Raw genomic sequence first — 25,245 nt, forward strand, 5'->3', positions numbered from 1 at the left:
CGTGGTGGACGGGCTATTATAGGGGTTGGGTTCGCCGCCGATGCGGCGCCTCGCCGTTCAGACGATACAAGGGCAATGCAAGGGCAAAGCAAGGAAGGCAGGCCAATGGATGTGCTGTCGAGGATCAAGATCGATCTGGACATCGTGAAGCGGCTGGCACGCTTCGCGGCGTGGCGCAGCCGCGAAGATCGCATTCCGCAGGTCGCGGGCAGCCTCACGTTCACCACGCTCCTCTCGCTCGTGCCGCTCGCGACGGTCGCGTTCGCGCTCTTTACGGCCTTTCCGATCTTCGCTTCGTTCCAGAGCTCGCTGCAGGCCTTTCTCGCCGACCACCTCATGCCGGCGCAGATCAACAGCCAGATCTTCAAATATCTGAACCAGTTTGCCTCGAAGGCCAAGGGCCTCACGACGATGGGCATGATCGTGCTCTTCGTCACATCGGTCATGACCATGATGACCGTGGAGTCTGCCTTCAACCTCATCTGGCGCGTGCGCAAGGCGCGACCCTTCGCGCAGCGCGTGCTCGTCTATTGGGCCATTCTCACGCTGGGGCCGATCCTGATCGGTGTGAGCCTGTCGATCTCCTCGTACGTGTTCACGCGCTCCGCTGTCATCGCGACCGAGCAGCACGTCTCAGGCCTCTTCGACTGGCTGCTCTTCGGCGCGTCGCTGCCGCTCACGGCGCTCGCGTTCACGATGATGTACGTTTATTTGCCGAACTGCCGCGTGCAGTGGCGCGACGCGCTGGTGGGCGGGCTCACCGCGGCGATCGCGTTCGAGGTGGCCAAGCGCGGTTTCGGCTTCTACGTGCGGCGCATTCCGACCTATACGGCTGTCTACGGCGCGTTCGCCGCCGCACCGATGTTCCTGCTGTGGATGTACCTCAGCTGGTTCATCACGCTCGTCGGCGCGATGATCACCTCGGCGCTGCCCGAGATCCGCACCGGTCGCTTCGACCGGCCGAGCTTTCCCGGCAGTGATCTGCTCGACGCGCTCGAACTGCTAGCCGGTCTTGCGCAAGCGCGCGAAGCGGGCGAGCCGGGCCGCACGTCCGGGCAGCTCGCACAGTTGCTGCGGCGCGACCTCGCCACGGTGACGCGCCTGATCGACGGCCTCGAAGAGGACAAGCTCGTGGGTCGCCTCGAAGAAGAGGACCGTGGGAAGACGCTGTTCCTGCTGATCGGCAATCCGGCGCGCATTCCGGCTGCGCGCATCTTCGATCGCTTCGTTATCGATCGCGAGGAACTCGCGTATCAGCTCAAATCGAGCAGCATCGACGCGCCCATGCTGCTCGGTGCGCTCGACAACGACAAGCTCTCGATTTCGCTCGCCTCGCTGCTCGCGGCACGGCGCCTGGATGTGCTGACCGAGGCGCATTCGCCGGTGATGCCGCATCCGGCGGCGTGAGCGGTGCGGCATGCGCGGCGCGCTGTCGAGGCAAATTCGAAGCAGACGGAAAACTCAGAGTGAGATCTTCCCGCGGCAGATGTCCGCGAACATGACCCAGTCGCCCATCAGGCTGTAGATGGGATGGCGGAAGGTGGCCGGGCGGTTCTTCTCGAATCTGTAATGCCCGACCCACGCGAAGCCGTAGCCGCACACGATCGCGGCCGGCAGCCAGAGCCAGTTGCCGGTGGCGATCGCCATGGCGACGCAGCCGATCACGCCGAGCGACCCGATGAAATGCAGCCGCCGCGACACGAGATTGCTGTGCTCGCTGAGGTAGAACGGATAGAACTCCGCGAAGCTCGAAAAGTGCTCGCCATGGGTGGTGGGATGCATCGTCTCCTCCTTTCTGCGCGGGCGCGCAGGGGACGGTTTAGCCTGTCATTTTCCGGCGTTCCGAACGGCCGTGCAACCGTAGCCGGTCTCAGCCATTCCCCACGCGGGGCGCTTGCTGCGTTGCAAAGGTATAGAGCGCATCGAGCGTCGCGTCGGGCTGCTCGGTCATCAGCGCGTGGCCCGCGTCCAGCGTCACTGTGTCCACTTGCGCGCCGGCTTTCGCGAGCGCCTCTCCAAGCGCGCGCGCCGCGCGTGGCGGCGTCATCGCGTCGCGGCGGCCGACGACCATACGCACCGGGCAGCGTACTTTTGTCGCGCTAGCGAGACCGTCGGCATAGGCGTTGCAAGCCGCGAAATCGGTGTGGAAAAGCTGGGCCTCGCCACGCGCTGACACTCGCTCCATGAGGCGCCGGTTCACGCCGCGCAGCCAGAAACCCGGGCCGGGGCTCGACGGCTTGGCGGCGAGCGTCGAGTGCGACCATGCGTTGACGAGCGCGACCGCTTCCGGCTCGCGCTCGCGCGCGGCCTCGAGCAGCGTGGGCGCGACCGTCATCGGGAAAGCGGTGGCGAGCAGGGCGATACGCGCCGCGCGCTCAGGATGCCGGGCGGCGAATTCGAGCGTGATGAGCGAGCCCATGCTGTGGCCCGCAACGAAGGCCTGCGGCGCGTTCACGGCATCCAGCAGCGCGGCGAGCCAGTCGGCGAGCGCGCCGATGCTCGTGAGTGCCGGCCCGGCGCTGCGCATATGGCCCGGCAGATCGACGGCCAGCACGTTGAAGCCGTGGTTCGCGAAATAGCGCGATTGCAGCGCCCAGACGCTATGGTCATGCTGCGCGCCGTGCACGAACACCGCGAACGGCAGTGCGCCGTCGATGGGACGCGAGGCCGTATAGGCGTAAACCGGCTTGCCGGCGACATCGACGATCATGGCGCCTCCTTGCCGGCGGCTTTTGCCTGTGCGCCGGCCTGGGCCTTCGACGCTTCGGTCTTTTGCGACGCCTTCAATGCGCGCTTGAGGTCGTCGACCAGATCGGCTGGGTCCTCGAGGCCGATCGAGAGCCGGATCGTGCCCTCTGCAATACCGGCGGCGGCGAGCGCGGCGGCGTCCATGCGGAAGTGCGTGGTCGAGGCCGGGTGGATCACGAGCGAGCGGGCATCGCCGACATTGGCCAGATGCGAGAACAGCGTGAGCGATTCGATGAAGCGCTTGCCCGCCGCGCGGCCGCCGCGCAGGTTGAAGCTGAACACGGCGCCGGCGCCGCGCGGCAGCAGGCGCTTCGCGAGCGCGTAATCGGGATGGTCCGGCAGCTCGGGCCACGCGACCGATTCCACCGCCTCGTGCGCGGCGAGGAATTCGACGATGCGCCGCGTGTTCGCGACGTGCCGCTCCATGCGCAGCGGCAGTGTTTCGATGCCTTGCAGCAACTGCCACGCGGCTTGCGGATGCAGGCAAGCGCCGAAGTCGCGCAAACCCTCGCGCCGCGCGCGCAGCAAGAAGGGCGCAACGGTGCTTTCCTCGCTGAACACCATGTCGTGAAAACCCGCATAGGGCTCGGTGAATTCGGGAAAGCGGCCCGAAGCGTCGAAGTCGAACGTGCCGCCGTCCACCAGCACGCCGCCGATCGTCGTGCCGTGGCCGCCCAGAAACTTGGTGGCCGAGTGATAGACGAAATCGGCGCCGTGCTCGAACGGCCGCAGCAACCACGGCGTGGTGAACGTCGAATCGACGAGGAGCGGCACGCCGTGTGCGTGCGCGATCTCTGCGACTGCTTCGATGTCGAGCACGTCGAGGCCCGGATTGCCGAGCGTCTCGCCGAACAGGAGGCGCGTGTTCGGGCGCAGCGCAGCGCGCCAGGCGTCGAGATCGCCTGGCTTCACAAAGGTCGTTTCGATGCCGAAGCGCCTGAGCGTGTAGTGCAGCAGGTTGTGCGAGCCGCCATAGAGCGCCGCCGAGGCGACGATGTGCGAGCCCGCGCCCATGAGCGTCGCGATCGCGAGATGCAGCGCCGCCTGGCCGCTGGCCGTGCCGATCGCGCCCGCGCCACCTTCGAGCGCGGCCACGCGCTCCTCGAACACGGCGACGGTCGGGTTCGAGATGCGCGAGTACACGTGGCCGGCGCGCTCCATGTTGAACAGCGCGGCGGCGTGATCGGTGTCGCGAAACGAGAACGAGGTGGTGAGGTAGATCGGCGTCGCGCGGGCGCCGGTGGCAGGGTCGGGCGCCGCGCCGGCGTGCAGCGCGAGCGTGTCGAAACGGGTATCGGGCGTCGATGACATCGTGGCGGCGCGGCCGGCGCGAACCGGCGCTGTGTCGGGAGTGAAGGGCATCGTAACACTGGCGGCGTGGTGCGGGGGCATGGGACCGGCCGATTTGCGGGCCGGATGAAAGGCCTCCGGGCGCGCCGGGTGTCAGGGCTGGAACGCCCGCCCCACGGCCCTTCGCGCACCGCCCGGAGACCGGCCTGCCCCATGCCGCGCGGCTTTCCTTTTAAGACTCTTTCCGCTAGGATCGAAAAGAGGTAGGTATCTTTTCATTGAGCTTTCCCCATTATTCGCTGTTTTTCCGGAGACACATCATGCGTGTCAGCGACATCCTCAAGGTGAAGGGCAACACGCTCTTCACCGTCACGCCCGACACTGCGCTGCACGAAGCAGTCAACACGATGGCCGAACACGACATCGGCTCGCTCGTCGTCATGGAGTACGGCGATCTGGTCGGCATGCTCACGTTCCGCGAGATCATCCTCACGCTGCGCGCCAACGGCGGCAGCGTCGGCACCACGACGATCCGCAAGGTCATGGACGATCATCCCATCACCTGCACGCCGGAAACCGAGGTCGACGAAGTGCGCCGCATGATGCTCGAACATCACGTGCGCTATCTGCCGGTCATGGAAAGCCGCTCGCTCATGGGCGTGATCTCGTTCTACGACGTCGCGAAGGCCGTGGTGGAGGCGCAAGGCTTCGAAAACAAGCTGCTCAAGGCCTATATCCGCGACTGGCCCGAGGAGGAGCGTCAGCCGGCGCGCTGAGCAAACCGGGCGACCTCATCGCCATCCACGCATGGAAAAGCGCGCATCAGGCGCGCTTTTTCGCGTCTGGAGCCTGCAAATTCCGTCAGTGCAATCCTACTCGATGAACGATAGACCGATACCCGCAACGCCGCGCGACGAAGAAGCCGCACGCGAATCGCGCCACGACGCCGGCCATGCTTCGCAGTTCGCGCTGCTGCGCCAGCGCCGCTTTGCCCCGTTTTTCTGGACGCAGTTCCTCGGGGCGATGAACGACAACGTCTTCAAGATCGGCTTCACGTCGCTCGTCACGTATCAGGCCGCGCGCTTTTCGGGCGTCGATCCGAAGACGGTCGCGTTCCTGATTTCGGCCATTTTCATCTTGCCGTTCGTGCTGTTTTCCGCGACCTCGGGCCAGGTCGCCGACAAGTACGACAAGGCGATGCTGATGCGCTGGGTCAAGACCTTCGAGATCGCGGTCATGCTGGTCGGCGCGGCGGGTTTCTGGATGCACAGCGCGCCGCTGCTCTATGCGTGCACCTTCCTCATGGGTGTGCACTCCACGGTGTTCGGGCCGGTCAAGTATGCGTATCTCCCGCAGCGGCTCGCCTCCGACGAACTGGTCGGCGGCAACGGGCTCGTCGAAATGGGCACCTTCGTCGCGATCCTGCTCGGCACGATCCTCGGCGGCGTGGCGGCGGGCCTCGGGGCGACGGATGAAGCGGCACCCGTCGGGCCACCGCTCGGCGCGTGGTGGCTCGGCGGCATGTGCATCGTCATCGCGCTGGTGGGGCGGGTCGCCTCCGCGTTCGTGCCGCCGTGCGAGCCGTCGCAGCCAGGCCTGCGCATCAACTGGAATCCGCTTTCCGAAACCTGGCGCAATCTGCGCCTCGCGCACGGCGACCGCACCGTGTTCCTGAGCCTGCTCGGCATCTCGTGGCTCTGGTTCGTCGGCGCGACGTTTCTCGCCTCGTTCTTCAATTTCGCCAAGGACGTGCTGTCGGCCGACGCCGACGTCGTGACCCTGCTGCTCGCGATGTTCTCGCTCGGCATCGGCTCGGGTTCGCTGCTTTGCGAGCGGCTCTCGCGGCGGCGCATCGAGATCGGCCTCGTGCCGCTCGGCTCGATCGGGATCAGCGTGTTCGGCATCGATCTGTTCTTCGCGAGCCACACGCTGCCTGCCGCGCCCCATCTGCTTTCGGTCGGCGAGTTCCTGCGCGGCGCCGCGCATTGGCGCGTGCTCGCCGACCTGTTCCTGCTGGCCATGTTCGGCGGCTTCTACAGCGTGCCGCTCTACGCGCTGATCCAGAGCCGCAGCGCGCCGAGCCACCGGGCGCGCATCATTGCCGCGAACAACATTCTCAATTCGCTCTTCATGATCGTCTCGTCGCTCATGGCGATGGCGCTCACGACCGCGGGCGTCGGCATTCCCGGTCTCTTTCTCACTACGGCGCTGCTCAATATCGTCGTGGCGGCCTACATCTATACGCTCGTCCCCGAGTTTCTGCTGCGCTTCATGGCGTGGGTGCTCGTGCATACGGTCTACCGCGTGCGGCTCGTAAATGCCGGGCGCATTCCGCCCAAGGGCGCGGCGGTACTGGTCTGCAATCACGTGAGCTATGTCGACGCGATCGTCATCATGGCCGAGAGCCCGCGGCCGATCCGCTTCGTGATGGATCAGCAGATCTTTCGCTCGCCTTTTTTCGGCTGGGTCTTCCGCCACGCGAAGGCCATTCCGGTTTCGCCCGCGCACGAGGATCCGGTGGCGCTCGCCAAGGCCTATGACGCGTGCGCGGCAGCGCTGGCGGATGGCGATCTCGTCTGCATCTTTCCCGAGGGCAAGCTCACGCGCACGGGCGAGATGAACCCCTATCGCCATGGCGTGAGCGAAATCCTGCGGCGCTCGCCGGTTCCCGTCGTGCCGATGGCGTTGCGCGGTCTTTGGGGCAGCACGTTCTCGCGCTTCGCGGCTTCCGGTCAGGAGCGGCGGCCGCTGCGGCGCGGCCTGACGCGCCGGCTGACGCTCGCGGTGGGGGAGCCCATCGCGGCGGCCGACGCCACGCTGGAACGCTTGCAGGACACGGTGGCTCAGTTGCGCGGCGCGCGGCGCTGATGCGAAGCCGCGTGCGATAGCTCGACGCGTCCGCAGACCAGTACGGCAAGGCACCGCCAGCATGGTGGTCAAAGCGGCGAGCCTGCGGCGACACCCGACCATGCGCTCGGGCGTCGCCGCGCGCGGGCTGGCATAATGGCAGATTCCCCGAATCACTTTGGACGACTGCCATGTCCGGCAACACGCTCGGTACGCTTTTCACCGTCACCACCTTCGGCGAATCCCACGGCCCGGCCATTGGCTGCGTCATCGACGGCTGCCCGCCCGGCATGGCCCTCACCGAAGCCGACATCCAGACCGACCTGGACCGCCGCCGTCCTGGCACGTCGCGCCATGTCACGCAGCGTCAGGAAGCGGATCAGGTCGAAATTCTCTCGGGCGTGTTCGAAGGACGCACCACGGGCACGCCCATCGCGCTCCTGATCCGCAACACCGACCAGCGCAGCAAGGACTACGGCAACATCGTCGAGACCTTCCGGCCCGGTCACGCCGACTACACCTACTGGCAGAAGTACGGCATTCGCGACTATCGCGGCGGCGGCCGCTCGTCGGCGCGCCTCACGGCGCCCACGGTGGCGGCGGGCGCGGTCGCGAAGAAGTGGCTGCGCGAGCGCTTCGGCGTGGAAGTGCGCGGTTACATGCGCTCGTTGGGCGAGATCGACGTGCCGTTCGTGAGCTGGGAGCACGTGCACCAGAATCCGTTCTTCGTGCCCAACGCTGATGTCGTGCCTCAACTCGAGGACTACATGGACGCATTGCGCAAGGACGGCGACTCGATCGGCGCGCGCGTGAACGTGGTGGCGAGTGGCGTGCCGGTGGGCTGGGGCGAGCCGCTCTTCGACCGGCTCGATGCCGATATCGCGCACGCCATGATGGGCATCAACGCGGTGAAGGGCGTGGAAATCGGCGCGGGCTTCGCGAGCGTGGCGCAGCGCGGCTCGGTGCACGGCGACGAGCTCACGCCCAACGGCTTTCACGGCAACCACGCCGGTGGCGTGCTCGGCGGCATCTCGACGGGGCAGGACATCACCGTTTCGATCGCCATCAAGCCGACTTCGAGCATCCGCACGCCGCGCCGCTCGATCGACAAGGCGGGCGCGCCCGCGACGGTCGAGACCTTCGGCCGCCACGATCCGTGCGTCGGCATTCGTGCGACGCCGATCGCCGAGGCCATGCTCGCGCTCGTGCTGATCGATCACGCGCTGCGCCATCGCGCGCAAAACGCCGATGTCGAGGTTTCGACACCGAAGATCGCGGCAAGCGACGAGTGATCTGAACTTGCACGACCGCACTGCGTGCCGGTCGACAACGTTGCGCGGACAACAAAAAAGCCGTTTCGGGCTCCCACCCGAAACGGCTTTTCTTTCGTCTTCCGGTCTTACATGTTCGGATAGTTGGGACCGCCGCCGCCTTCCGGCGTCACCCATACGATGTTCTGGGTCGGGTCCTTGATGTCACAGGTCTTGCAGTGCACGCAGTTCTGCGCGTTGATCTGCAGGCGGTCGCTGCCATCGTCGTTCTTCACGAACTCGTACACCGCGGCCGGGCAGAAGCGCGCTTCCGGTCCCGCGTAGGTGCGCAGGTTCACGTTCACGGGCACGCTCGCATCCTTGAGCGTGAGGTGCGCAGGCTGGTTCTCTTCGTGGTTCGTGTTCGAGATGAACACGGAAGAGAGCCGGTCGAACGTGAGCTTGCCGTCCGGTTTCGGATACTCGATCGGCTTGCACTGCGACGCCGGTTTCAGCATCTCGTGATCGCGATGCTGGTGATGCAGCGTCCACGGCACGTTGCCGCCCAGCAGCTTCTGCTCGATGCCCACCATCAGCGTGCCCAGGTACAGGCCCTTGCTCATCCACTGCTTGAAGTTGCGCGCCTTGTACAGCTCCGTGTAGAGCCACGACTGCCTGAACGCTTCCGGGTACGCCGCGAGCTCGTCGCTCTGGCGGCCGGCCTGCACGGCTTCGAATGCGGCGTCCGCTGCGAGCATGCCGGTCTTGATCGCCGCGTGGCTGCCCTTGATGCGCGAGGCGTTCAGAAAGCCCGCATCGTCGCCCACGAGCGCGCCGCCCGGGAACACGAGCTTGGGCAGCGACATGAGGCCGCCCGCCGTGATCGCACGCGCGCCATACGACACGCGCTTGCCGCCTTCCAGATACTTGCGGATTTCCGGGTGCGTCTTGTAGCGCTGGAATTCCTCGAACGGCGAGAGATACGGATTCTGGTACGCGAGACCGACGACAAAACCCACCATCACCTGGTTGTTGTCGGTGTGATACAGGAACGAGCCGCCGTAGGTGTCCGATTCGAGCGGCCAGCCGGCCGTGTGGATCACGAGGCCCGGCTGGTGCTTCGCGGGATCGATCTCCCACAGTTCCTTGATGCCGATGCCGTAGACCTGCGGATCGGCGTCCTTGCCGAGCTTGAACTTCTCGTTGAGCTGGCGGCCCAGGTGGCCGCGGCAACCTTCACAGAACAGCGTGTACTTCGCATGCAGCTCCATGCCGAGCTGGAAGTTCTCGGTGGGCTCCCCGTCCTTGCCCACGCCCATGTTGCCGGTGGCGACGCCCTTGACCGAGCCATCGTCGTTATAGAGCACTTCGGCGGCCGGGAAGCCCGGGAAGATCTCCACGCCCAGCGCCTCGGCCTGCTGGCCCAGCCAGCGCGTGACGTTCGCGAGGCTGATGACGTAGTTGCCGTGGTTCTTGAAGTTGTCGGGCAGTGCCCAGTTCGGCACCGACTTCGCGCCCGTTTCCGAGAGGAAGAGGAACTTGTCCTCGGTCACGGGCACGTTCAGCGGCGCGCCCTGTTCCTTCCAGTCGGGAATCAGCTCATTGAGGGCGCGCGGATCCATGACCGCGCCCGAGAGGATATGCGCCCCGATCTCCGAGCCTTTCTCCAGCACGCAGACGCCAATTTCAGCGCCTTTTTCGGCGGCCAGCTGCTTCAGGCGGATCGCCGCGGACAGCCCGGCGGGGCCGCCGCCGACGATCACCACGTCGTATTCCATCGACTCGCGTGGGCCGTACTGCTCCAAAAGACTTGCGGGGGTCATCAATGCTCCTCTTGCCATTAGAATACTTTTTTCGGGTTCGTATTGTCGGGTAACGTTTCCCGTGCCGCAACCCAGCAGGGTAACATTAGCACGACCGTTCTATTTGTGGGCGCTGGGTTCGGCGCGCTGATTACGCCGTGTTCTGGCGCTCATTCACCTCTGGACAGGAACCGGATATGGGCCGTTCGATCAATCTGGAAGGCAAGGTGGCGATGATCACGGGCGCCTCCAGCGGGCTCGGCAAGCGCTTCGCCCAGGTGCTATCGCAGGCGGGGGCGAAAGTCGTGCTGGCGAGCCGACGCGTGGAGCGGCTCAAGGAACTGCGCGCGGAAATCGAGGCCAGCGGGGGCGCCGCGCACGTCGTCTCGCTCGACGTGACCGACTACCAAAGCATCCGCTCGGCCGTGGCGCATGCGGAAACCGAGGCGGGGACCATCGACATCCTCGTCAACAATTCCGGCGTCTCGACGACGCAAAAGCTCGCCGACGTCACGCCCGCCGACTTCGAATACGTGTTCGACACCAACACGCGCGGCGCCTTTTTCGTGGCGCAGGAGGTGGCGAAGCGCATGATCATGCGCGGCAACGGCGGCGGCGCGACGCCGGCCTACCGCATCATCAACATTGCATCGATGGCGGGTTTGCGCGTGCTGCCGCAAATCGGCCTGTACGCGATCAGCAAGGCCGCGGTCGTGCATATGACGAAGGCGATGGCGCTGGAATGGGGCCGTCATGGGATCAATGTGAACGCGATCTGCCCCGGCTACATCGACACGGAAATCAACCATCACCACTGGTCGACCGAGCAGGGGCAAAAGCTCATTTCGATGCTGCCGCGCCATCGCGTCGGCAAGCCCGAAGACCTGGACGGCCTGCTGCTGCTGCTCGCCGCCGACGAGTCGTCGTTCATGAACGGCGCGATCATCACCGCCGACGACGGCTTTGGACTGACCTGAACGCAGGCGGACCCCGGCCGGCCGTCGGCATTCCGTTTTATCGAAACAACAAGAAGTCGAAGTGCAATGAGTGACTACCATCCCGTATTCGAAATGACCATGCCGATCCGCTGGGGCGACATGGACGCGTTCGGCCATGTGAACAACACGGTCTATTTCCGCTACATGGAGCAGGTGCGCATTTCCTGGTTCGAGCACCTGGGCGTGGCCGCCGAGAGCGGTGAGGGTCAGGGGCCCGTGATCGTCAATGCTTCGATGGAATTTCTCAAGCAGCTCCATTACCCGGGCGACATCGTCTGCACGATGACGGTGGGCCAGCCCGGCCGCAGCAGCTTCGACACGGGCTTCGAGCTGCGCCGCGCCGACGGGCCGGACACGCTCTACGCGCGCGGAAACGCGCGCTGCGTCTGGATCGACTACGCGGCGGGGAAATCGGTGCCGATCCCGGAAATGCTGCGTGCGACCATCGAGCATGCGGCGCTGGTGAAGTCGGACCGGGTGGGATGACCGCCCCACGGCACGCACCGCGGGGCGCTGTGCGCGACTGCTGGCACTACTGGCCCAGCAGCCGCTGCAGCAGCTCGGTGGCGTTGCCGGTGTCGTACTTGCGCATCAGCCGCGCGCGATAGACATCCACGGTGCGGGGGCTGATGTCCAGAACTCGCCCGATCTGCTTGCTAGTCTTGCCCGTCACGAGCTGCGCGGCGATTTCGCGCTCGCGCGGCGTGAGTTCGATGGCCACGCGGCGCGTCGCGCTCAGGTCTTCAAACGTCCAGACACCTGCCGCATGCGGCTCGGCGCGGTCGAGTGATCGCCCTGTGACGTGACACCAGAAAAGTTCGCCGTTGGCGCGCTTCATGATGCGGTCGTCGGCGTAGCTGCCTTGGGCCGTCATGATCGGCGGAATGCGTGCGCCGATGCGCTCGAATTCGTCGGCAGACGGGTAGAGCACCTGGAACGACTGCCCGATCAGCGTCTCTCGCGAGCAGCGGAAAATGGCGGCGACCTGGTCGTTGCAATCCATGATGGTGCGCTCGCGCGCCAGCACGAGGCCGATGGGCGCGAGATGGAACGCTGTCTGGTAGTCGAGGGCGGAGCGTTCGGCGGGTTGGGTGGTAGCGGCCATGGCGGACGGTGCGGGTATTGCTTTATGTAGTTTTGCGTATTGTGCCGCAACAGGGGGCCAGCGTACGCTTTGCACCCATCGGAGAGTCTGGTTTGCAAGCTCGCGCGGCTCGTTCGGGCACGTGCGCGGGCCTCGGTGGCGCAGCCGGCTTCACGGCAGCGCCACCGGCGCATGACTAGAATTGAAAATCCGGACGCGGTAGACGTCCGCGCGCCAGACCGGATTGGCGGATTTCCATACGAGGAAGGGACACACAGATGAACAAGGTCTATAAAAGCGCGGCAGCCGCGCTCGAGGGCATCGTCAAGGACGGCCAGACATTCGCGGTTGGCGGCTTCGGGCTGTGCGGCATTCCCGAGGCGCTGATCGGCGCACTGCGCGACACGGGTGTGAAGGGCATCACCTGCATCAGCAACAACGCGGGCGTGGACGGCTTCGGCCTCGGCCAGCTGCTGGAGACGCGCCAGATCAAGAAGATGATCTCGTCCTACGTGGGCGAGAACAAGGAATTCGAGCGCCAGTATCTGTCGGGCGAACTCGAACTCGAGTTCACGCCGCAGGGCACGCTGGCCGAAAAGCTGCGCGCGGGCGGCGCGGGCATTCCGGCGTTCTTCACGAACACGGGCTTCGGCACACTGATCGCCGAAGGCAAGGAAACGCGCCAGTTCGGCGACAAGCACTACGTGCTCGAGCATTCGCTCACGGCCGACGTGGCGCTCGTGAAGGCGTGGAAGGCGGATAAGTCGGGCAACCTGGTGTACCGCCGCACGGCGCGCAACTTCAACCCGATGTGCGCGATGGCGGGCAAGATCACCGTGGCGGAAGTGGAGGAGATCGTCGAGAACGGCGAACTCGATCCGGACGCCATCCATACGCCGGGCATCTTCGTGCAGCGCATCGTGCTCAACGCGCACCCGGAAAAGCGCATCGAACAACGCACCGTGCGCGCAGCATCGGGCAACTGAGGAAGGAGACCGACCATGGCATGGAATCGTGACCAAATGGCCGCGCGCGCGGCGAAAGAACTGCAGGACGGCTTCTACGTGAACCTCGGCATCGGCTTGCCGACGCTCGTGGCCAACCACGTGCCCGCGGGGATGGAGGTCTGGCTGCAGTCGGAAAACGGCCTGCTCGGCATCGGCCCGTTCCCGACCGAAGACCAGGTGGACGCCGACATGATCAACGCCGGCAAGCAGACCGTGACGACGCTGCCGGGTTCGTCGATCTTCTCTTCGGCGGACTCGTTCGCGATGATTCGCGGCGGCCACATCAACCTCGCTATCCTCGGCGCGATGCAGGTGAGCGAGAAGGGCGATCTGGCCAACTGGATGATCCCCGGCAAGATGATCAAGGGCATGGGCGGCGCGATGGACCTCGTGGCCGGTGTTGGCCGCGTGGTCGTGCTGATGGAACACGTGGCGAAGGGCGACCAGCACAAGATTCTCGACGCCTGCACGCTGCCGCTGACGGGTGTGGGCGTGGTCGACGTCATCATCACCGACCTTGGCGTAATGGAAGTGACCGACGCGGGCCTGAAAGTGACCGAACTCGCGCCGGGCGTGACGGTGGACGAGATCAAGGCGAAGACCGGAGCGCCGCTCGATGTGAGCGCCGTGAGCTGAACGTCGTAGTGCAGGCATGATTTACAGCGGGCGAGACTTTGGTCTCGCCCGTTTCGTTTTGCAGTGTCTGCATTGTTGCCCATGGGCGCCTCGTCGAAACGTCGGCCGAACGGCATACGCCGGATGGCAGGGCCAGGCTCCGCGCAAAAGGCGCTCGGGCGCGCCAGAGATCAGGCCGCAAGGCCCCGCGCGCGAGGTGTGCGTGCGGCATTGCCGTCCATGCAGCGCGTCAAAGCCGTCTACAATCGGCCCAAAGCCTTGAGCCGCTTTTCAGCGAGGATCCTGCGATGTCCGAATCGACCGCCGCGCCGCGTCAGCAGTACGTCCAGTGTCTGAGTCCCGCGGGCCTGCACCGCATCGCTTACACCGAATGGGGCGACGCCGCCAATCCGCGCGTGCTCGTCTGCGTGCACGGACTCACGCGCTCGGGGCGCGACTTCGACCGTTTCGCCGCCGCGATGGCCGGCGAATACCGTGTCGTGTGCCCCGACGTGGCCGGGCGCGGGCTGTCGTCGTGGCTGCCCGATCCGCGCTGCTATGGGGTCGCGCAGTACGTGGCTGACATGGTCACGTTGATCGCACGCACCGGCGCCGAGAAGGTGGACTGGTTCGGCACCTCGATGGGCGGCCTGATCGGCATGGCGCTCGCGGGGCTGCCCGGTACGCCCATTGGCCGCATGCTGCTCAACGACGTCGGGCCGCACATCGAGCCCGCGTCGCTCGCGCGCATCGGCGAGTACGTCGGGCGTGACGAGCGCTTCGCTACGCTTCAGGAAGGTATCGACAATGCCGCGCTGCTCGCGGCATCGTTCGGTCCGCTGAGCGCCGGGGAGTGGCGCGAGATCAATACGCCGTTGCTGCACGAAGTGGAGGGCCAGTGGCGCTATCGCTACGATCCGCGCATTGCGGCGCCGTTGAAGGCGGCCACCCCCGCGCAGAACGAGGAGGGCGAGAAGTATTTGTGGCGCTCGCTCGCGGCGTTCGGAGGACCCGTGCTGGTGGTGCGCGGAGCGCTGTCGGACCTGCTTTCGCGTGAGACGGTGGCGAAAATGGTTGAGACCGGCCGTAACGTGTCGAGCGTGGAAATCGATGGCGTCGGGCACGCGCCTGCATTCCTCTCGGCCGACCAGATCGCGATCGCGCGCCGTTTCTTCGACGGCGAGGCCCTTCGCGCGTCATAATATGAGATTCGCCGGCCTGTTCCCGTGCGCTGTTATGCGTGCTGGATCGCGCCGGCGCGGAAGTCGACCGTTTTTCACTTCTCAACAGGAATCTTCATGGCAGTCATTCGTCACCACGTTGGCCCGCGTCTTTCGGAAACCGCTATCTACAACGGCACCGTCTACCTTGCCGGCCAGATCGCCGAGGACACGAAGCAGGACATCGCAGGCCAGACGCGTGAAGTGCTCGGCCACATCGACCGCCTGCTGGGCGAAGCGAACAGCGACAAGTCGCTGCTGCTCTCGGTGCAGATCTACATTGCAGACATGAAGGATTTCCCTGGCATGAACGCCGAGTGGGACAAATGGGTCGCGCAAGGCGCGACGCCGCCGCGCGCGACTGTCGAAGCGAAGCTCGCAAATCCCGAGTGCCTCGTCGAGATCGTCGTGGTGGCCGCGCAGCGCGACTGAGCGCAATTCGTTGATTCTCCGCACGTGTTCGAGTGTGCTTGATCCATTCCGTTGTCGCCCGTCCGGTATGCCGACGGGCATCGTCTCATGAGTAGCGACACAGTCCCTCCCGCCCCCGCGGTTCCCGCCGATCCCGGCCCGCTGCCGTCGCTTGCCGACGCACTTGCATTCGTGCGCGAGCACGCGGGTGACGCGCGTCTTTCCACGGGCGAGCCGCTCGTCGAGCATGCGCAGGGCACGGCGTCGATCATGGGCCGGCTCAATGTCGATCCGCCTGCGGTGCTCGCCGCCGCGCTCTTCAATCTCGCGCCGCATCTCGACGATCCGGAGGCCACGATCGAAGCGCGTTTTGGCACGGAAGTGACGAAGCTCGTGTTCGACGTTCGCAAGCTGCTGCGCCTTGGCACCGTCAGCCTGCGTGCCGCGCAGCAGTCGGTGCCCGAATCGGGCCGTGAAGGGCGCGACGCCCAGGCGGCGCGGCGTGCGCAGGTCGAATCGCTGCGCAAGATGCTGCTCGCGTTTGCGCAGGACATCCGCGTCGTGCTGATCCGGCTCGCGTCGCGGGTGCAGTCGCTGCGGTTCTACGCGGCGGCGAAAGTCACGCCAGCGCCCGAAATCGCCCACGAGACCCTCGAGATCTATGCGCCGCTCGCCAACCGGCTGGGCATCTGGCAGCTGAAGTGGGAGCTCGAGGACCTCGCGTTCCGCTTCCAGGAACCGGACACCTACAAACGCATCGCGAAGCTGCTCGATGAAAAGCGTGTCGAGCGCGAGAGCTACGTGTCGGAGGCGATCGCACGGCTGCAGCGCGAGCTTGCCGCGGCACATATCCCGGCCGAGGTGAGCGGGCGCCCCAAGCACATCTACAGCATCTGGAAGAAGATGCGCGGCAAGGAGATCGACTTCGCCGAGCTCTATGACGTGCGCGCGTTCCGGGTGATCGTGCCCGATATCAAGGATTGCTACACGGTGCTCGGCATCGTGCACAACCTCTGGCAGCCGGTGCCGAAGGAGTTCGACGACTATATTTCGCGGCCCAAGCCCAATGGCTACCGGTCGCTGCATACGGTCGTGATCGGTGACGACGGCCGTGCATTCGAGGTGCAGATCCGTACGCAGGAAATGCACCAGTTCGCCGAGTACGGGGTGGCCGCGCATTGGCGCTACAAGGAAGCCGGCGCGAAGGGTTACGGCGGCCAGTTCAGCGCGAGCAGCAGTTACGACGAGAAGATCGCGTGGCTGCGCCAGCTGCTGGCGTGGAAGGACGATGTGTCGGACGGGCGCCAGCCGTGGGAGCAGCTGCGCCAGGCTACGCTCGACGACGACCACATCTACGTTCTCACGCCCCAGGCGCGCGTGATCGCACTGCCGCAGGGTGCAACGCCGCTCGACTTCGCCTATCACCTGCACAGCGAGCTCGGTCATCGCTGTCGCGGTGCGCGCGTGGACGGCGCGATGGTGCCGCTCAACACCCAGTTGCGCAACGGCCAGACGGTCGAGATCGTTTCGGTGAAGGAGGGCGGGCCGTCGCGCGACTGGCTCAATCCGCAGCTGGGCTACCTGCACAGCACCCGGGCGCGCCAGAAGGTGCGCGCGTGGTTCAACGCGATCGACGCGCAGGAAAACATCGCCAACGGCCGCGCGATGGTGGAAAAGACGCTGCAGCGCGAGGGCCGCACGTCGGTCAATCTCGATCAGCTTGCGGCCAAGCTCGGCTTCAAGTCGACGGACGAGCTTTTTAGCGTGGTAGGCAAGGAAGAGTTCAGCCTGCGCAACGTCGAGCATGCCTTGCACGACGCACCCACGGCCGAGTCGGAAGAGGAAACGCCCGAGCAGCTAACCAAGCGCGCGAGCGGCGCGAACGTCGCGCATGGCGGGTCGTCGGGCGTGCTGGTGGTGGGCGTGGACGCGCTGCTCACGCAGCTCGCGCGCTGCTGCCGGCCGGCACCGCCGGACGCGATCAGCGGTTTCGTCACGCGAGGCAAGGGCATGTCGATCCACCGCAGCGATTGCCCGACCTTTCTGCGCATGGCCGACAGGGCGCCCGAGCGCGTGCTGCACACCACGTGGTCCGCCGATGTGATGGGCGGGCGTGGCCAGTCCGTCTATCCGGTCGACATCTCGATCGAGGCGACCGACCGCCAGGGGCTGCTGCGCGACATCTCCGAGGTATTCGCGCGCGAAAAGATGAATGTGATCGGAGTGAAGACACAGTCCCGCCGCAATGCGGCGTACATGCAGTTCACGGTCGAAGTGTCGAACTCCGCGCAAATCCAGCGTGCCTGCGTGCTGCTCGGTGAGGTGGGCGGCGTGGTGCGGGCGTCGCGCAAAGGCTGAGACGGTGCGGCATTGCCGCGCCGCAAAAAAGCACTTGCCAAGTGTGCGGCTACTTCATATAATCTCTCTTCTTCAGGCTCGTAGCTCAGCTGGTTAGAGCACCACCTTGACATGGTGGGGGTCGTTGGTTCGAGTCCAATCGAGCCTACCAACGAAATCGAGCTTCTGGTTTTGCCAGGGGCTCAACCGCAGTAAGCGCTGCACCTTTAAAGGAAGCGCCATAAGGCGAATACGGTTATGACACCGCGAACGTTCACCGAAACTACTTCGGAGCGACGCTAGTCGAGGACCTCTTTCGCCTGTGCAGTCTGGTTTGAAAAGTGAATGCGGCCCCTCGAAAGCGGGGCCGCATTTTTTTTGTCGCGAAGTTTTCCGCGCTGCGTTCCCACGAACAACACGATGTGCCTTCGCGGCACTTCTGGAGAAAAACATGGTTGCGATACGTCTGCCCGACGGTTCGGTTCGACAGTACGATCATCCCGTCACGGTCGCCGAAGTGGCGGCTTCGATTGGCCCCGGTCTCGCCAAGGCGGCGCTCGGCGGCAAGCTCGACGGTGAGCTGGTCGATACGTCGACGCTGATCGATCGCGACGCATCGCTCGCCATCGTCACGGACAAGGATGCCGACGGCCTCGACATCATCCGTCACTCCACGGCGCACTTGCTCGCGTACGCAGTGAAGGAGCTGTACCCGGAGGCCCAGGTCACGATCGGACCGGTCATCGACAACGGCTTCTACTACGACTTCGCCTACAGCCGCCCCTTCACGCCCGAAGATCTCGAAAAGATCGAAAAGCGCATGCAGGAACTCGCGAAGAAGGATGAGCCGGTGTCACGCCGCGTCGTCACGCGTGGCGAGGCCGTGGACTACTTCAAGAGCATCGGCGAGAAGTACAAGGCCGAGATCATCGAGTCGATCCCGGGCGCCGAGCAAATCAAGCTGTACTCGCACGGCGGCTTCACGGACCTCTGCCGCGGCCCGCACGTGCCGTCCACGGGCAAGCTGAAAGTCTTCAAGCTCATGAAGGTCGCGGGCGCCTACTGGCGCGGCGACTCGAAGAACGAGCAGCTGCAGCGCATCTACGGCACGGCCTGGACGAAGAAGGAAGACCAGGACCAGTACCTCCACATGCTCGAGGAGGCCGAAAAGCGCGACCACCGCAAGCTCGGCAAGCAGCTCGACTTGTTCCACATGCAGGACGAGTCGCCGGGCATGGTGTTCTGGCACCCCAAGGGCTGGACGCTTTGGCAGCAGGTCGAGCAGTACATGCGCGGCCGCCTGCGTGTCGCGGGGTACGACGAAATCAAGACGCCGATGATCATGGACCGCTCGCTCTGGGAGGCGTCGGGTCACTGGCAGAACTATCGTGAAAACATGTTCACGACGGAGTCGGAAAAGCGCGACTACGCGATCAAGCCGATGAACTGCCCGGGCCACGTCCAGGTGTTCAACCACGGCCTGCGTTCGTACCGCGATCTGCCCCTGCGCTACGCGGAGTTCGGCTCGTGCCACCGCAACGAGGCGTCGGGCGCGCTGCACGGCCTGATGCGCGTGCGCGGCTTCGTCCAGGACGACGCGCACATCTTCTGTACGGAAGACCAGATCATCAGCGAGTCGATCGCCTTCAACACGCTGGCGATGAGCATCTACAAGGATTTCGGCTTCGATCATATCGACATCAAGCTCTCGCTGCGCCCGGATTCGCGCGCGGGGACGGATGAGACGTGGGATCGCGCCGAGCAGGGCCTGCGCGAGGCGCTGACGGCCTGCGGCCTGCAGTGGGAAGAGTTGCCGGGCGAGGGCGCGTTCTACGGTCCGAAGGTCGAGTACCACATCAAGGACGCCCTTGGCCGCTCGTGGCAATGCGGCACGCTGCAGCTCGACATGGTCCTGCCGGAGCGCCTCGGCGCCGAATATGTGGCCGAGGACAACGGCCGCCGCCGGCCGATCATGCTGCACCGCGCCATCCTCGGTTCGATGGAGCGTTTCCTCGGCATTCTGATCGAGCACCATGCCGGCGCGATGCCGCCGTGGCTCGCTCCGGTGCAGGCCGTTGTGATGAATATCGCGGAAAGTCAGGCCGAATATGCCGCGAATCTGGTTCAATCGTTGCAAAAACAAGGGCTTAGAGTGGTGGCCGATTTGCGCAACGAGAAAATTAGCTATAAAATACGCGAGCACACGCTTGAGAAGGTCCCGTATCTGCTCGTAGTCGGCGACAAGGAGCGTGAAGCACAAACGGTAGCCGTGCGTGCCCGTGGCGGCGTCGATCTGGGTGTCATGCCGGTCGATGCCTTTACAGCGCGTCTTGCGGAAGACGTCAAGACGTTCAGGTAAGCCACTGCGGCAGCGCGGCTCGTTTTTTTAATCTTTAGAGGAAACGTAACATCGCTACGGATAAGTCGCATCGCATCAACGGTGAAATCACTGCACCCGAGGTGCGTCTCGTCGGAATCGAGAACGAGCCGCTCGGCATCGTAAAGCTGGCAGATGCGTTCCGCATGTCGGAACAGCAGGACGTCGATCTGGTTGAAATTGCCCCGCAGGCGGTGCCTCCCGTGTGCCGCCTGATGGACTACGGCAAGTTCAAGTACCAGGAATCGAAGAAGCAGCACGAGGCCAAGCTCAAGCAGAAGGTCATCCAGGTCAAGGAAGTCAAATTCCGCCCGGGTACCGACGATGGCGATTACAACGTCAAGCTGCGTAATCTCATCCGCTTCCTTGACGATGGCGACAAGACGAAGATCACGTTGCGTTTCCGCGGCCGCGAAATGGCCCACCAGGAAATCGGCATGCGCATGCTCGAACGCCTGCGCACCGACCTCGAAGAAGTCGGTCAGGTCGAGCAGATGCCGAAGATGGAAGGGCGCCAGATGATCATGGTGCTCGCTCCGAAGAAGAAGAAGTAATCCGGCGCGTCGCGCGGTTCGCGCGATGCCCGAAAAATTTCGATTGACGTCTTCGGCGCCATGGCGCGCAGAAGGCGGGAAGCAGGTTCCGGAACGGCGCCCGCGCGCCGCACGTCAAGTGCGGCAAACGGGCGTTTTTCCTGAAAGCGGCGGTTAGCACTATCAGCCAGTCGCCAAAACAAGTGGAGTGGGTTTCGAAGGGCGGTCAGAGGGCAAGGTGTTCCGACACTGAGCCAGCCGCACACCCATGTCCATCAAATAATGGAGTTGTCTGTCATGCCGAAGATGAAGACCAAGAAGAGCGCTGCAAAGCGCTTCGTGGTTCGTCCGGGCGGTACCGTCAAGCGCGGTCAAGCCTTCAAGCGTCACATCCTGACGAAGAAGACCACCAAGAACAAGCGCCATCTGCGCGGTGCAACGGCAGTTCATGATTCCGATCTGAACTCCGTGCGCGCAATGCTGCCGTTCGCGTAATCCCTCAACCGATACTCACAGGAGCGAAACATGCCTCGAGTCAAACGTGGGGTTACCGCACGGGCCCGCCACAAGAAAATCATCAACCTGGCCAAGGGTTACCGCGGCCGTCGCAATAACGTCTATCGCATCGCCAAGCAGGCGGTCATGCGCGCGGGCCAGTACGCCTACCGCGATCGCCGCAACAAGAAGCGTGTGTTCCGCGCACTGTGGATCACGCGTATCAACGCGGCGGTGCGTCAGCACGACATGACCTACAGCGTGTTCATCAACGGCCTGAAGAAGGCTTCGATCGAACTCGACCGCAAGGTTCTGGCTGACATGGCTGTGTTCGACAAGGCTGCATTTGCTGCGATCGTCAAGCAGGTGAAGGCCGCCGTCGCTGCCTGATAGCAGGTATTGCGCAGGTTCGTTGCAGCAGACATTCCGGTAGTCGCGGTGATGCTGCAACAAAAACGGGGCTCCTCACCGAGCCCCGTTTTTGTTGGTAATTACGCTTCTTGCGCCGCTTCATGCAGTGTCTTCGCGCCGCCGTCGCCAGGTTTCATCATGGTGTGCCGCGGGCGCGCAGACGCTCCAAGTCTCAAACTCTGACGCTGAAAAGATGGGATCAATGGATCTGGACCAGATTGTCGACGACGCGCAACGCGCTTTCGCTGCCGCCCCGGACGTCAACACGCTCGAAAACGAAAAGGCCCGCTTTCTCGGCAAATCCGGCGCGCTGACCGAACTGCTCAAGGGCCTCGGCAAGCTCGACCCGGAAACGCGCAAGACCGAGGGCGCGCGCATCAACGCCGTCAAGCAGCAGGTGGAAGCCGCGCTCAACGCGCGCCGCCAGGCGCTCGCCGACGCACTGCTGAACCAGCGCCTCGCCTCCGAGGCGATCGACGTCACGCTGCCGGGCCGCGGCACCGGCACCGGTAGCCTGCACCCCGTGATGCAAACGTGGGAGCGCGTCGAGCGCATCTTCGGCTCGATTGGTTTCGACGTGGCCGACGGTCCCGAGATCGAAACCGACTGGTACAACTTCACCTCGCTCAACAGCCCGGAAAACCATCCGGCGCGCTCGATGCAGGACACGTTCTACGTGGACGGCAAGGACGCCGATGGCCGTCAGCTTTTGTTGCGCACGCACACGAGCCCGATGCAGGTGCGCTACGCGCGCACGCACACGCCGCCCATCAAGGTGATCGTGCCGGGCCGCACGTATCGGGTGGACAGCGACGCCACGCACTCGCCGATGTTCAACCAGGTCGAAGGCCTGTGGATCGAAGAGAACATCAGCTTCGCAGACCTCAAGGGTGTCTACACCGACTTCCTCAAGAAGTTCTTCGAGCGTGACGACATCCAGGTGCGCTTTCGTCCGTCGTACTTCCCGTTCACGGAGCCTTCGGCCGAAATCGACATGATGTTCGAGCAGGGCAAGAATGCCGGCAAGTGGCTCGAGATCTCGGGCTCGGGCCAGGTGCATCCGACCGTGATCCGCAACATGGGCCTCGACCCGGAGCGCTACATCGGCTTTGCGTTCGGCAGCGGCCTCGAACGCCTGACGATGCTGCGTTACGGTGTGCAGGACCTGCGCCTGTTCTTCGAAGGCGATCTGCGCTTCCTGCGCCAGTTCGCCTGATCGAAGCGACGCATTCGCTTGCAGAGCGCGAGGCGGACGCAGCATCTGAAGAAGGTGCGCGGGAACCCGCCCTCGCGACGGTCACAATCTGTCTGGAACGTAAAACCAAATGCTATTCCCCGAATCCTGGCTGAGAAGCTTTGTCGATCCGAAGCTCACGACCGATGAACTGGCCCATGCGCTCACCATGGCCGGCCTCGAAGTCGAAGGCCTGAGCCCGGCCGCGCCGCCCACCACGAAGATCGTCGTGGGCCGCGTGCTCGAAGTCGTGAAGCATCCCGATGCCGACAAGCTCAACGTCACGCAGGTCGACGCCGGCACCGGCGCCACGCTGCAGATCGTGTGCGGCGCGCCCAACGTCGCGCCCGGCATCAAGGTGCCCGTGGCGCTCGTGGGCGCCGAACTGCCGCCCGCCGAAGAAGGCGGCAAGCCTTTTGCGATCAAGCTCTCGAAGCTGCGCGGCGTGGAAAGCCAGGGCATGCTGTGCTCGGCGCGCGAGCTCAAGCTCTCGGAAGACCACAGCGGCCTGATGATCCTGCCCGAAGACACGCCCATCGGTCAGGATATCCGCGAAGCGCTCAATCTCGACGACACCATCTTCGAAATCAAGCTCACGCCGAACAAGGCCGATTGCCTTTCGGTGTACGGCGTCGCGCGCGAAACGGCGGCGATCACCGGCGCGCCGCTTGCGGCGCCCGTGTATCCGAAAGTCGAGGTGAAGCTCGACGAAAAGCTGCCCGTGAAGATTTCGGCGCCGGACCTGTGCGGCCGTTTCTCGGGCCGCGTGATCCGTGGCGTGAATGCGCGCGCGAAGACGCCTGCGTGGATGGTCGAGCGTCTCGAGCGCTCGGGCCAGCGCAGCATCTCGGCGCTCGTCGACATCTCGAACTACGTGATGCTCGAACTAGGCCGCCCGTCGCACGTGTTCGATCTCGACAAGATCCATGGCTCGATGGACGTGCGCTGGGGCCGCAAAGGCGAGACGCTCAAGCTGCTCAACGGCAACACCGTCGAAGTCGATGAGACCGTGGGCGTGATCGCCGACGACCGCGAGATCGAAAGCCTTGCGGGCATCATGGGCGGCGACAGCACGGCGGTCACCCTCGACACCACGAACATCTATCTCGAAGCCGCGTTCTGGTGGCCGGACAGCATTCGTGGCCGCTCGCGCCGCTACAACTTCTCGACCGATGCCGGCCATCGCTTCGAGCGCGGCGTGGACTGGTCGACGACCGTGGAGCACATCGAGCGCATCACGCAGCTGATCCTCGATATCTGCGGCGGCGCTGCCGGCCCGGTCGACGGTCATACGGTCAACGTGCCAAAGCGCGAGCCGGTGAAGATGCGCGTGGCGCGCGCGAACCGCATCATCGGCGTGAAGATCGGCGCCGACGAGATCGCGGAGATCTTCACGCGCCTCGGTCTTTCGTTCGAACGCGATGGCGATGAGTCGTTCAGCGTGACGCCGCCGCCGTATCGTTTCGACATCGAGATCGAGGAAGACCTGATCGAAGAGGTCGCGCGCATCTATGGTGTCGAGAAGATTCCGGCGCTGCCGCCGGTGGCGCGCTGCGAAATGCGCGCGACCCACGAAACGCGCCGCTCGATCCACGCGATCCGTCACGCGCTCGCCGCGCGCGACTACGCCGAGACGATCAACTTCAGCTTCGTCGATGCCGAGTGGGAGCAGGACTTCGCGGGCAATGCCAATCCCGTGAAGCTGCTGAACCCGATCGCGAGCCAGCTCTCGGTCATGCGCACGACGCTGTTCGGCAGCCTCGTCAACGTGCTGCGCCACAACCTCAATCGCCGCGCGGACCGCGTGCGCGTGTTCGAAGCAGGTCGCGTGTTCCTGCACGATCCGTCGATCAAGGCCGGTGAGATGACGGTCGAAGGTTTCGCACAACCGCAGATGATCGGCGCGCTTGCCTACGGTCCCGCGCTCGAAGAGCAGTGGGGCGCGCAAACGCGCGGCGTGGACTTCTTCGACGTCAAGGGTGACCTGGAAGCGCTGTTCGCACCGCTTGGCGCAGCCAAGGCGCCGCGTTTCGTGAAGGCCGAGCACCCTGCGCTGCACCCGGGACGTAGCGCGCGCATCGAAGTCGATGGCCGTGCCGTGGGCTGGATCGGCGAGCTGCATCCGCGCTGGATGCAGAAGTACGACCTGCCGCACGCGCCGATCCTCTTCGAAGTCGAGGCCGAGGCACTGATGGCGCGCGATCTGCCCACGCCTGGCGAAGTCTCGAAATTCCCGCCGGTCCGCCGTGACATCGCGCTTGTCGTCGATCAAAAGATCGAGGTGCAAGCGCTGCTCGACGAGTTCCAGAAGGGCATGCAAGACGAGCCTTGCCGGATTGTGCAGAGGGTTGCGCTCTTCGATGAATTTCGTGCAAAATCAAATACTTCCGGACTTGGCGCGGACGAGAAAAGCCTTGCCTTCCGGGTGACCCTGCAAGATACTGGCGGAACCCTTCAGGACGAAACGGTCGATGCGGCCATCAAGTCCCTGGTGGATCGCCTGGCTCGAGTGTATGGCGCCCGGTTGCGCGGATAAGCTCCTCGGCTATCACGTACCGACATCGGCTTCCGGTTTGTGTGGTTGCA

General features: G+C 64.6%; 22 protein-coding genes and 1 tRNA gene. 18 read left to right on the top strand and 5 right to left on the bottom strand.

Going from position 1 to position 25,245, the window contains the following annotated elements:
* Nucleotides 1–75 precede the first annotated feature (75 nt).
* On the top strand, nucleotides 76–1,407 hold the full coding sequence (locus BMI01S_RS11805; protein WP_244145234.1) for a YihY family inner membrane protein: 1,332 nt from the start codon (nucleotides 76–78) through the stop codon (nucleotides 1,405–1,407).
* A 54-nt stretch (nucleotides 1,408–1,461) separates the two neighbouring features.
* Here the strand turns inward: BMI01S_RS11805 and BMI01S_RS11810 are convergent, their stop codons facing one another.
* From BMI01S_RS11810 to BMI01S_RS11820, 3 genes are all read right to left on the bottom strand, one after another.
* A complete protein-coding gene (locus BMI01S_RS11810; RefSeq protein ID WP_028214655.1) occupies nucleotides 1,462–1,782 on the bottom strand; it encodes an Mpo1-like protein in 321 nt (106 codons plus the stop codon).
* 88 nt (nucleotides 1,783–1,870) lie between these two features.
* Nucleotides 1,871–2,710, bottom strand: a complete 840-nt coding sequence (locus BMI01S_RS11815; RefSeq protein ID WP_028214656.1) for an alpha/beta fold hydrolase — start codon at nucleotides 2,708–2,710, stop codon at nucleotides 1,871–1,873.
* A complete protein-coding gene (locus tag BMI01S_RS11820; protein WP_028231704.1) occupies nucleotides 2,707–4,059 on the bottom strand; it encodes an O-acetylhomoserine aminocarboxypropyltransferase in 1,353 nt (450 codons plus the stop codon). The genes BMI01S_RS11815 and BMI01S_RS11820 overlap by 4 nt, the downstream gene beginning before the upstream one ends.
* 299 nt (nucleotides 4,060–4,358) lie before the next feature.
* On the opposite strand from BMI01S_RS11820, the gene BMI01S_RS11825 reads away from it, so the two are divergent.
* The 3 genes from BMI01S_RS11825 (at nucleotide 4,359) to aroC (ending at nucleotide 8,177) form a co-directional block, all read left to right on the top strand.
* Nucleotides 4,359–4,814 (top strand): CBS domain-containing protein, encoded by a 456-nt coding sequence (locus BMI01S_RS11825; RefSeq protein WP_028214657.1) that lies wholly within the window; start codon nucleotides 4,359–4,361, stop codon nucleotides 4,812–4,814.
* A gap of 103 nt (nucleotides 4,815–4,917) precedes the next feature.
* The gene (locus BMI01S_RS11830; RefSeq protein WP_028214658.1) at nucleotides 4,918–6,906 is read left to right on the top strand and encodes an MFS transporter; all 1,989 of its coding nucleotides are present in this window, start codon (nucleotides 4,918–4,920) and stop codon (nucleotides 6,904–6,906) included.
* A gap of 170 nt (nucleotides 6,907–7,076) precedes the next feature.
* Nucleotides 7,077–8,177, top strand: a complete 1,101-nt coding sequence (aroC, locus tag BMI01S_RS11835) for a chorismate synthase (protein WP_028214659.1) — start codon at nucleotides 7,077–7,079, stop codon at nucleotides 8,175–8,177.
* Between the two features lie 107 nt (nucleotides 8,178–8,284).
* On the opposite strand, the gene BMI01S_RS11840 is transcribed toward aroC, so the two are convergent.
* Nucleotides 8,285–9,958, bottom strand: a complete 1,674-nt coding sequence (locus tag BMI01S_RS11840; protein ID WP_042289283.1) for an electron transfer flavoprotein-ubiquinone oxidoreductase — start codon at nucleotides 9,956–9,958, stop codon at nucleotides 8,285–8,287.
* Between the two features lie 176 nt (nucleotides 9,959–10,134).
* Between BMI01S_RS11840 and BMI01S_RS11845 the strand changes: the two genes are divergently transcribed.
* Together BMI01S_RS11845 and BMI01S_RS11850 are read left to right on the top strand one after the other, a co-directional pair.
* Nucleotides 10,135–10,914 (top strand): SDR family oxidoreductase, encoded by a 780-nt coding sequence (locus BMI01S_RS11845; protein ID WP_028210153.1) that lies wholly within the window; start codon nucleotides 10,135–10,137, stop codon nucleotides 10,912–10,914.
* A gap of 66 nt (nucleotides 10,915–10,980) precedes the next feature.
* Nucleotides 10,981–11,421 carry an acyl-CoA thioesterase gene (locus tag BMI01S_RS11850; RefSeq protein WP_028210152.1) on the top strand — a complete coding sequence of 147 codons (441 nt, stop codon included), beginning with the start codon at nucleotides 10,981–10,983 and terminating at the stop codon, nucleotides 11,419–11,421.
* A gap of 46 nt (nucleotides 11,422–11,467) precedes the next feature.
* On the opposite strand, the gene BMI01S_RS11855 is transcribed toward BMI01S_RS11850, so the two are convergent.
* Complete coding sequence (locus tag BMI01S_RS11855; protein WP_028210151.1) at nucleotides 11,468–12,040, bottom strand: LuxR C-terminal-related transcriptional regulator; 573 nt, start codon at nucleotides 12,038–12,040, stop codon at nucleotides 11,468–11,470.
* A 257-nt stretch (nucleotides 12,041–12,297) separates the two neighbouring features.
* Between BMI01S_RS11855 and BMI01S_RS11860 the strand changes: the two genes are divergently transcribed.
* The 12 genes from BMI01S_RS11860 to pheT all read left to right on the top strand — a co-directional run bounded on the left by BMI01S_RS11860 (nucleotide 12,298) and on the right by pheT (nucleotide 25,195).
* Nucleotides 12,298–13,005: a CoA transferase subunit A gene (locus tag BMI01S_RS11860; RefSeq protein ID WP_028210150.1), complete on the top strand. Its 708-nt coding sequence runs from the start codon at nucleotides 12,298–12,300 to the stop codon at nucleotides 13,003–13,005.
* Nucleotides 13,006–13,020: 15 nt separating this feature from the next.
* The gene (locus BMI01S_RS11865; RefSeq protein ID WP_028210149.1) at nucleotides 13,021–13,662 is read left to right on the top strand and encodes a CoA transferase subunit B; all 642 of its coding nucleotides are present in this window, start codon (nucleotides 13,021–13,023) and stop codon (nucleotides 13,660–13,662) included.
* A gap of 287 nt (nucleotides 13,663–13,949) precedes the next feature.
* Complete coding sequence (locus tag BMI01S_RS11870; protein WP_028210148.1) at nucleotides 13,950–14,843, top strand: alpha/beta fold hydrolase; 894 nt, start codon at nucleotides 13,950–13,952, stop codon at nucleotides 14,841–14,843.
* Between the two features lie 96 nt (nucleotides 14,844–14,939).
* Entirely contained in the window at nucleotides 14,940–15,293 is a 354-nt protein-coding gene (locus BMI01S_RS11875) for a RidA family protein (protein ID WP_028210147.1), read from the top strand.
* A gap of 87 nt (nucleotides 15,294–15,380) precedes the next feature.
* Entirely contained in the window at nucleotides 15,381–17,630 is a 2,250-nt protein-coding gene (locus tag BMI01S_RS11880; RefSeq protein ID WP_028210146.1) for a RelA/SpoT family protein, read from the top strand.
* A 74-nt stretch (nucleotides 17,631–17,704) separates the two neighbouring features.
* Nucleotides 17,705–17,781: transfer RNA gene (locus tag BMI01S_RS11885), tRNA-Val, on the top strand.
* 279 nt (nucleotides 17,782–18,060) lie between these two features.
* The gene (gene thrS, locus BMI01S_RS11890; RefSeq protein WP_028210145.1) at nucleotides 18,061–19,968 is read left to right on the top strand and encodes a threonine--tRNA ligase; all 1,908 of its coding nucleotides are present in this window, start codon (nucleotides 18,061–18,063) and stop codon (nucleotides 19,966–19,968) included.
* A 50-nt stretch (nucleotides 19,969–20,018) separates the two neighbouring features.
* On the top strand, nucleotides 20,019–20,540 hold the full coding sequence (infC, locus tag BMI01S_RS11895; RefSeq protein WP_081715833.1) for a translation initiation factor IF-3: 522 nt from the start codon (nucleotides 20,019–20,021) through the stop codon (nucleotides 20,538–20,540).
* A gap of 276 nt (nucleotides 20,541–20,816) precedes the next feature.
* The gene (gene rpmI, locus BMI01S_RS11900; RefSeq protein ID WP_004191477.1) at nucleotides 20,817–21,014 is read left to right on the top strand and encodes a 50S ribosomal protein L35; all 198 of its coding nucleotides are present in this window, start codon (nucleotides 20,817–20,819) and stop codon (nucleotides 21,012–21,014) included.
* 30 nt (nucleotides 21,015–21,044) lie between these two features.
* Nucleotides 21,045–21,404 carry a 50S ribosomal protein L20 gene (gene rplT, locus BMI01S_RS11905; RefSeq protein ID WP_004192938.1) on the top strand — a complete coding sequence of 120 codons (360 nt, stop codon included), beginning with the start codon at nucleotides 21,045–21,047 and terminating at the stop codon, nucleotides 21,402–21,404.
* A gap of 223 nt (nucleotides 21,405–21,627) precedes the next feature.
* The gene (pheS, locus tag BMI01S_RS11910; RefSeq protein WP_028210143.1) at nucleotides 21,628–22,641 is read left to right on the top strand and encodes a phenylalanine--tRNA ligase subunit alpha; all 1,014 of its coding nucleotides are present in this window, start codon (nucleotides 21,628–21,630) and stop codon (nucleotides 22,639–22,641) included.
* Nucleotides 22,642–22,750: 109 nt separating this feature from the next.
* The gene (gene pheT, locus BMI01S_RS11915) at nucleotides 22,751–25,195 is read left to right on the top strand and encodes a phenylalanine--tRNA ligase subunit beta (protein ID WP_028230470.1); all 2,445 of its coding nucleotides are present in this window, start codon (nucleotides 22,751–22,753) and stop codon (nucleotides 25,193–25,195) included.
* Nucleotides 25,196–25,245 lie beyond the last annotated feature (50 nt).

This window comes from Paraburkholderia mimosarum LMG 23256 = NBRC 106338 (assembly GCF_000739815.1).
Lineage (GTDB): Bacteria > Pseudomonadota > Gammaproteobacteria > Burkholderiales > Burkholderiaceae > Paraburkholderia > Paraburkholderia mimosarum.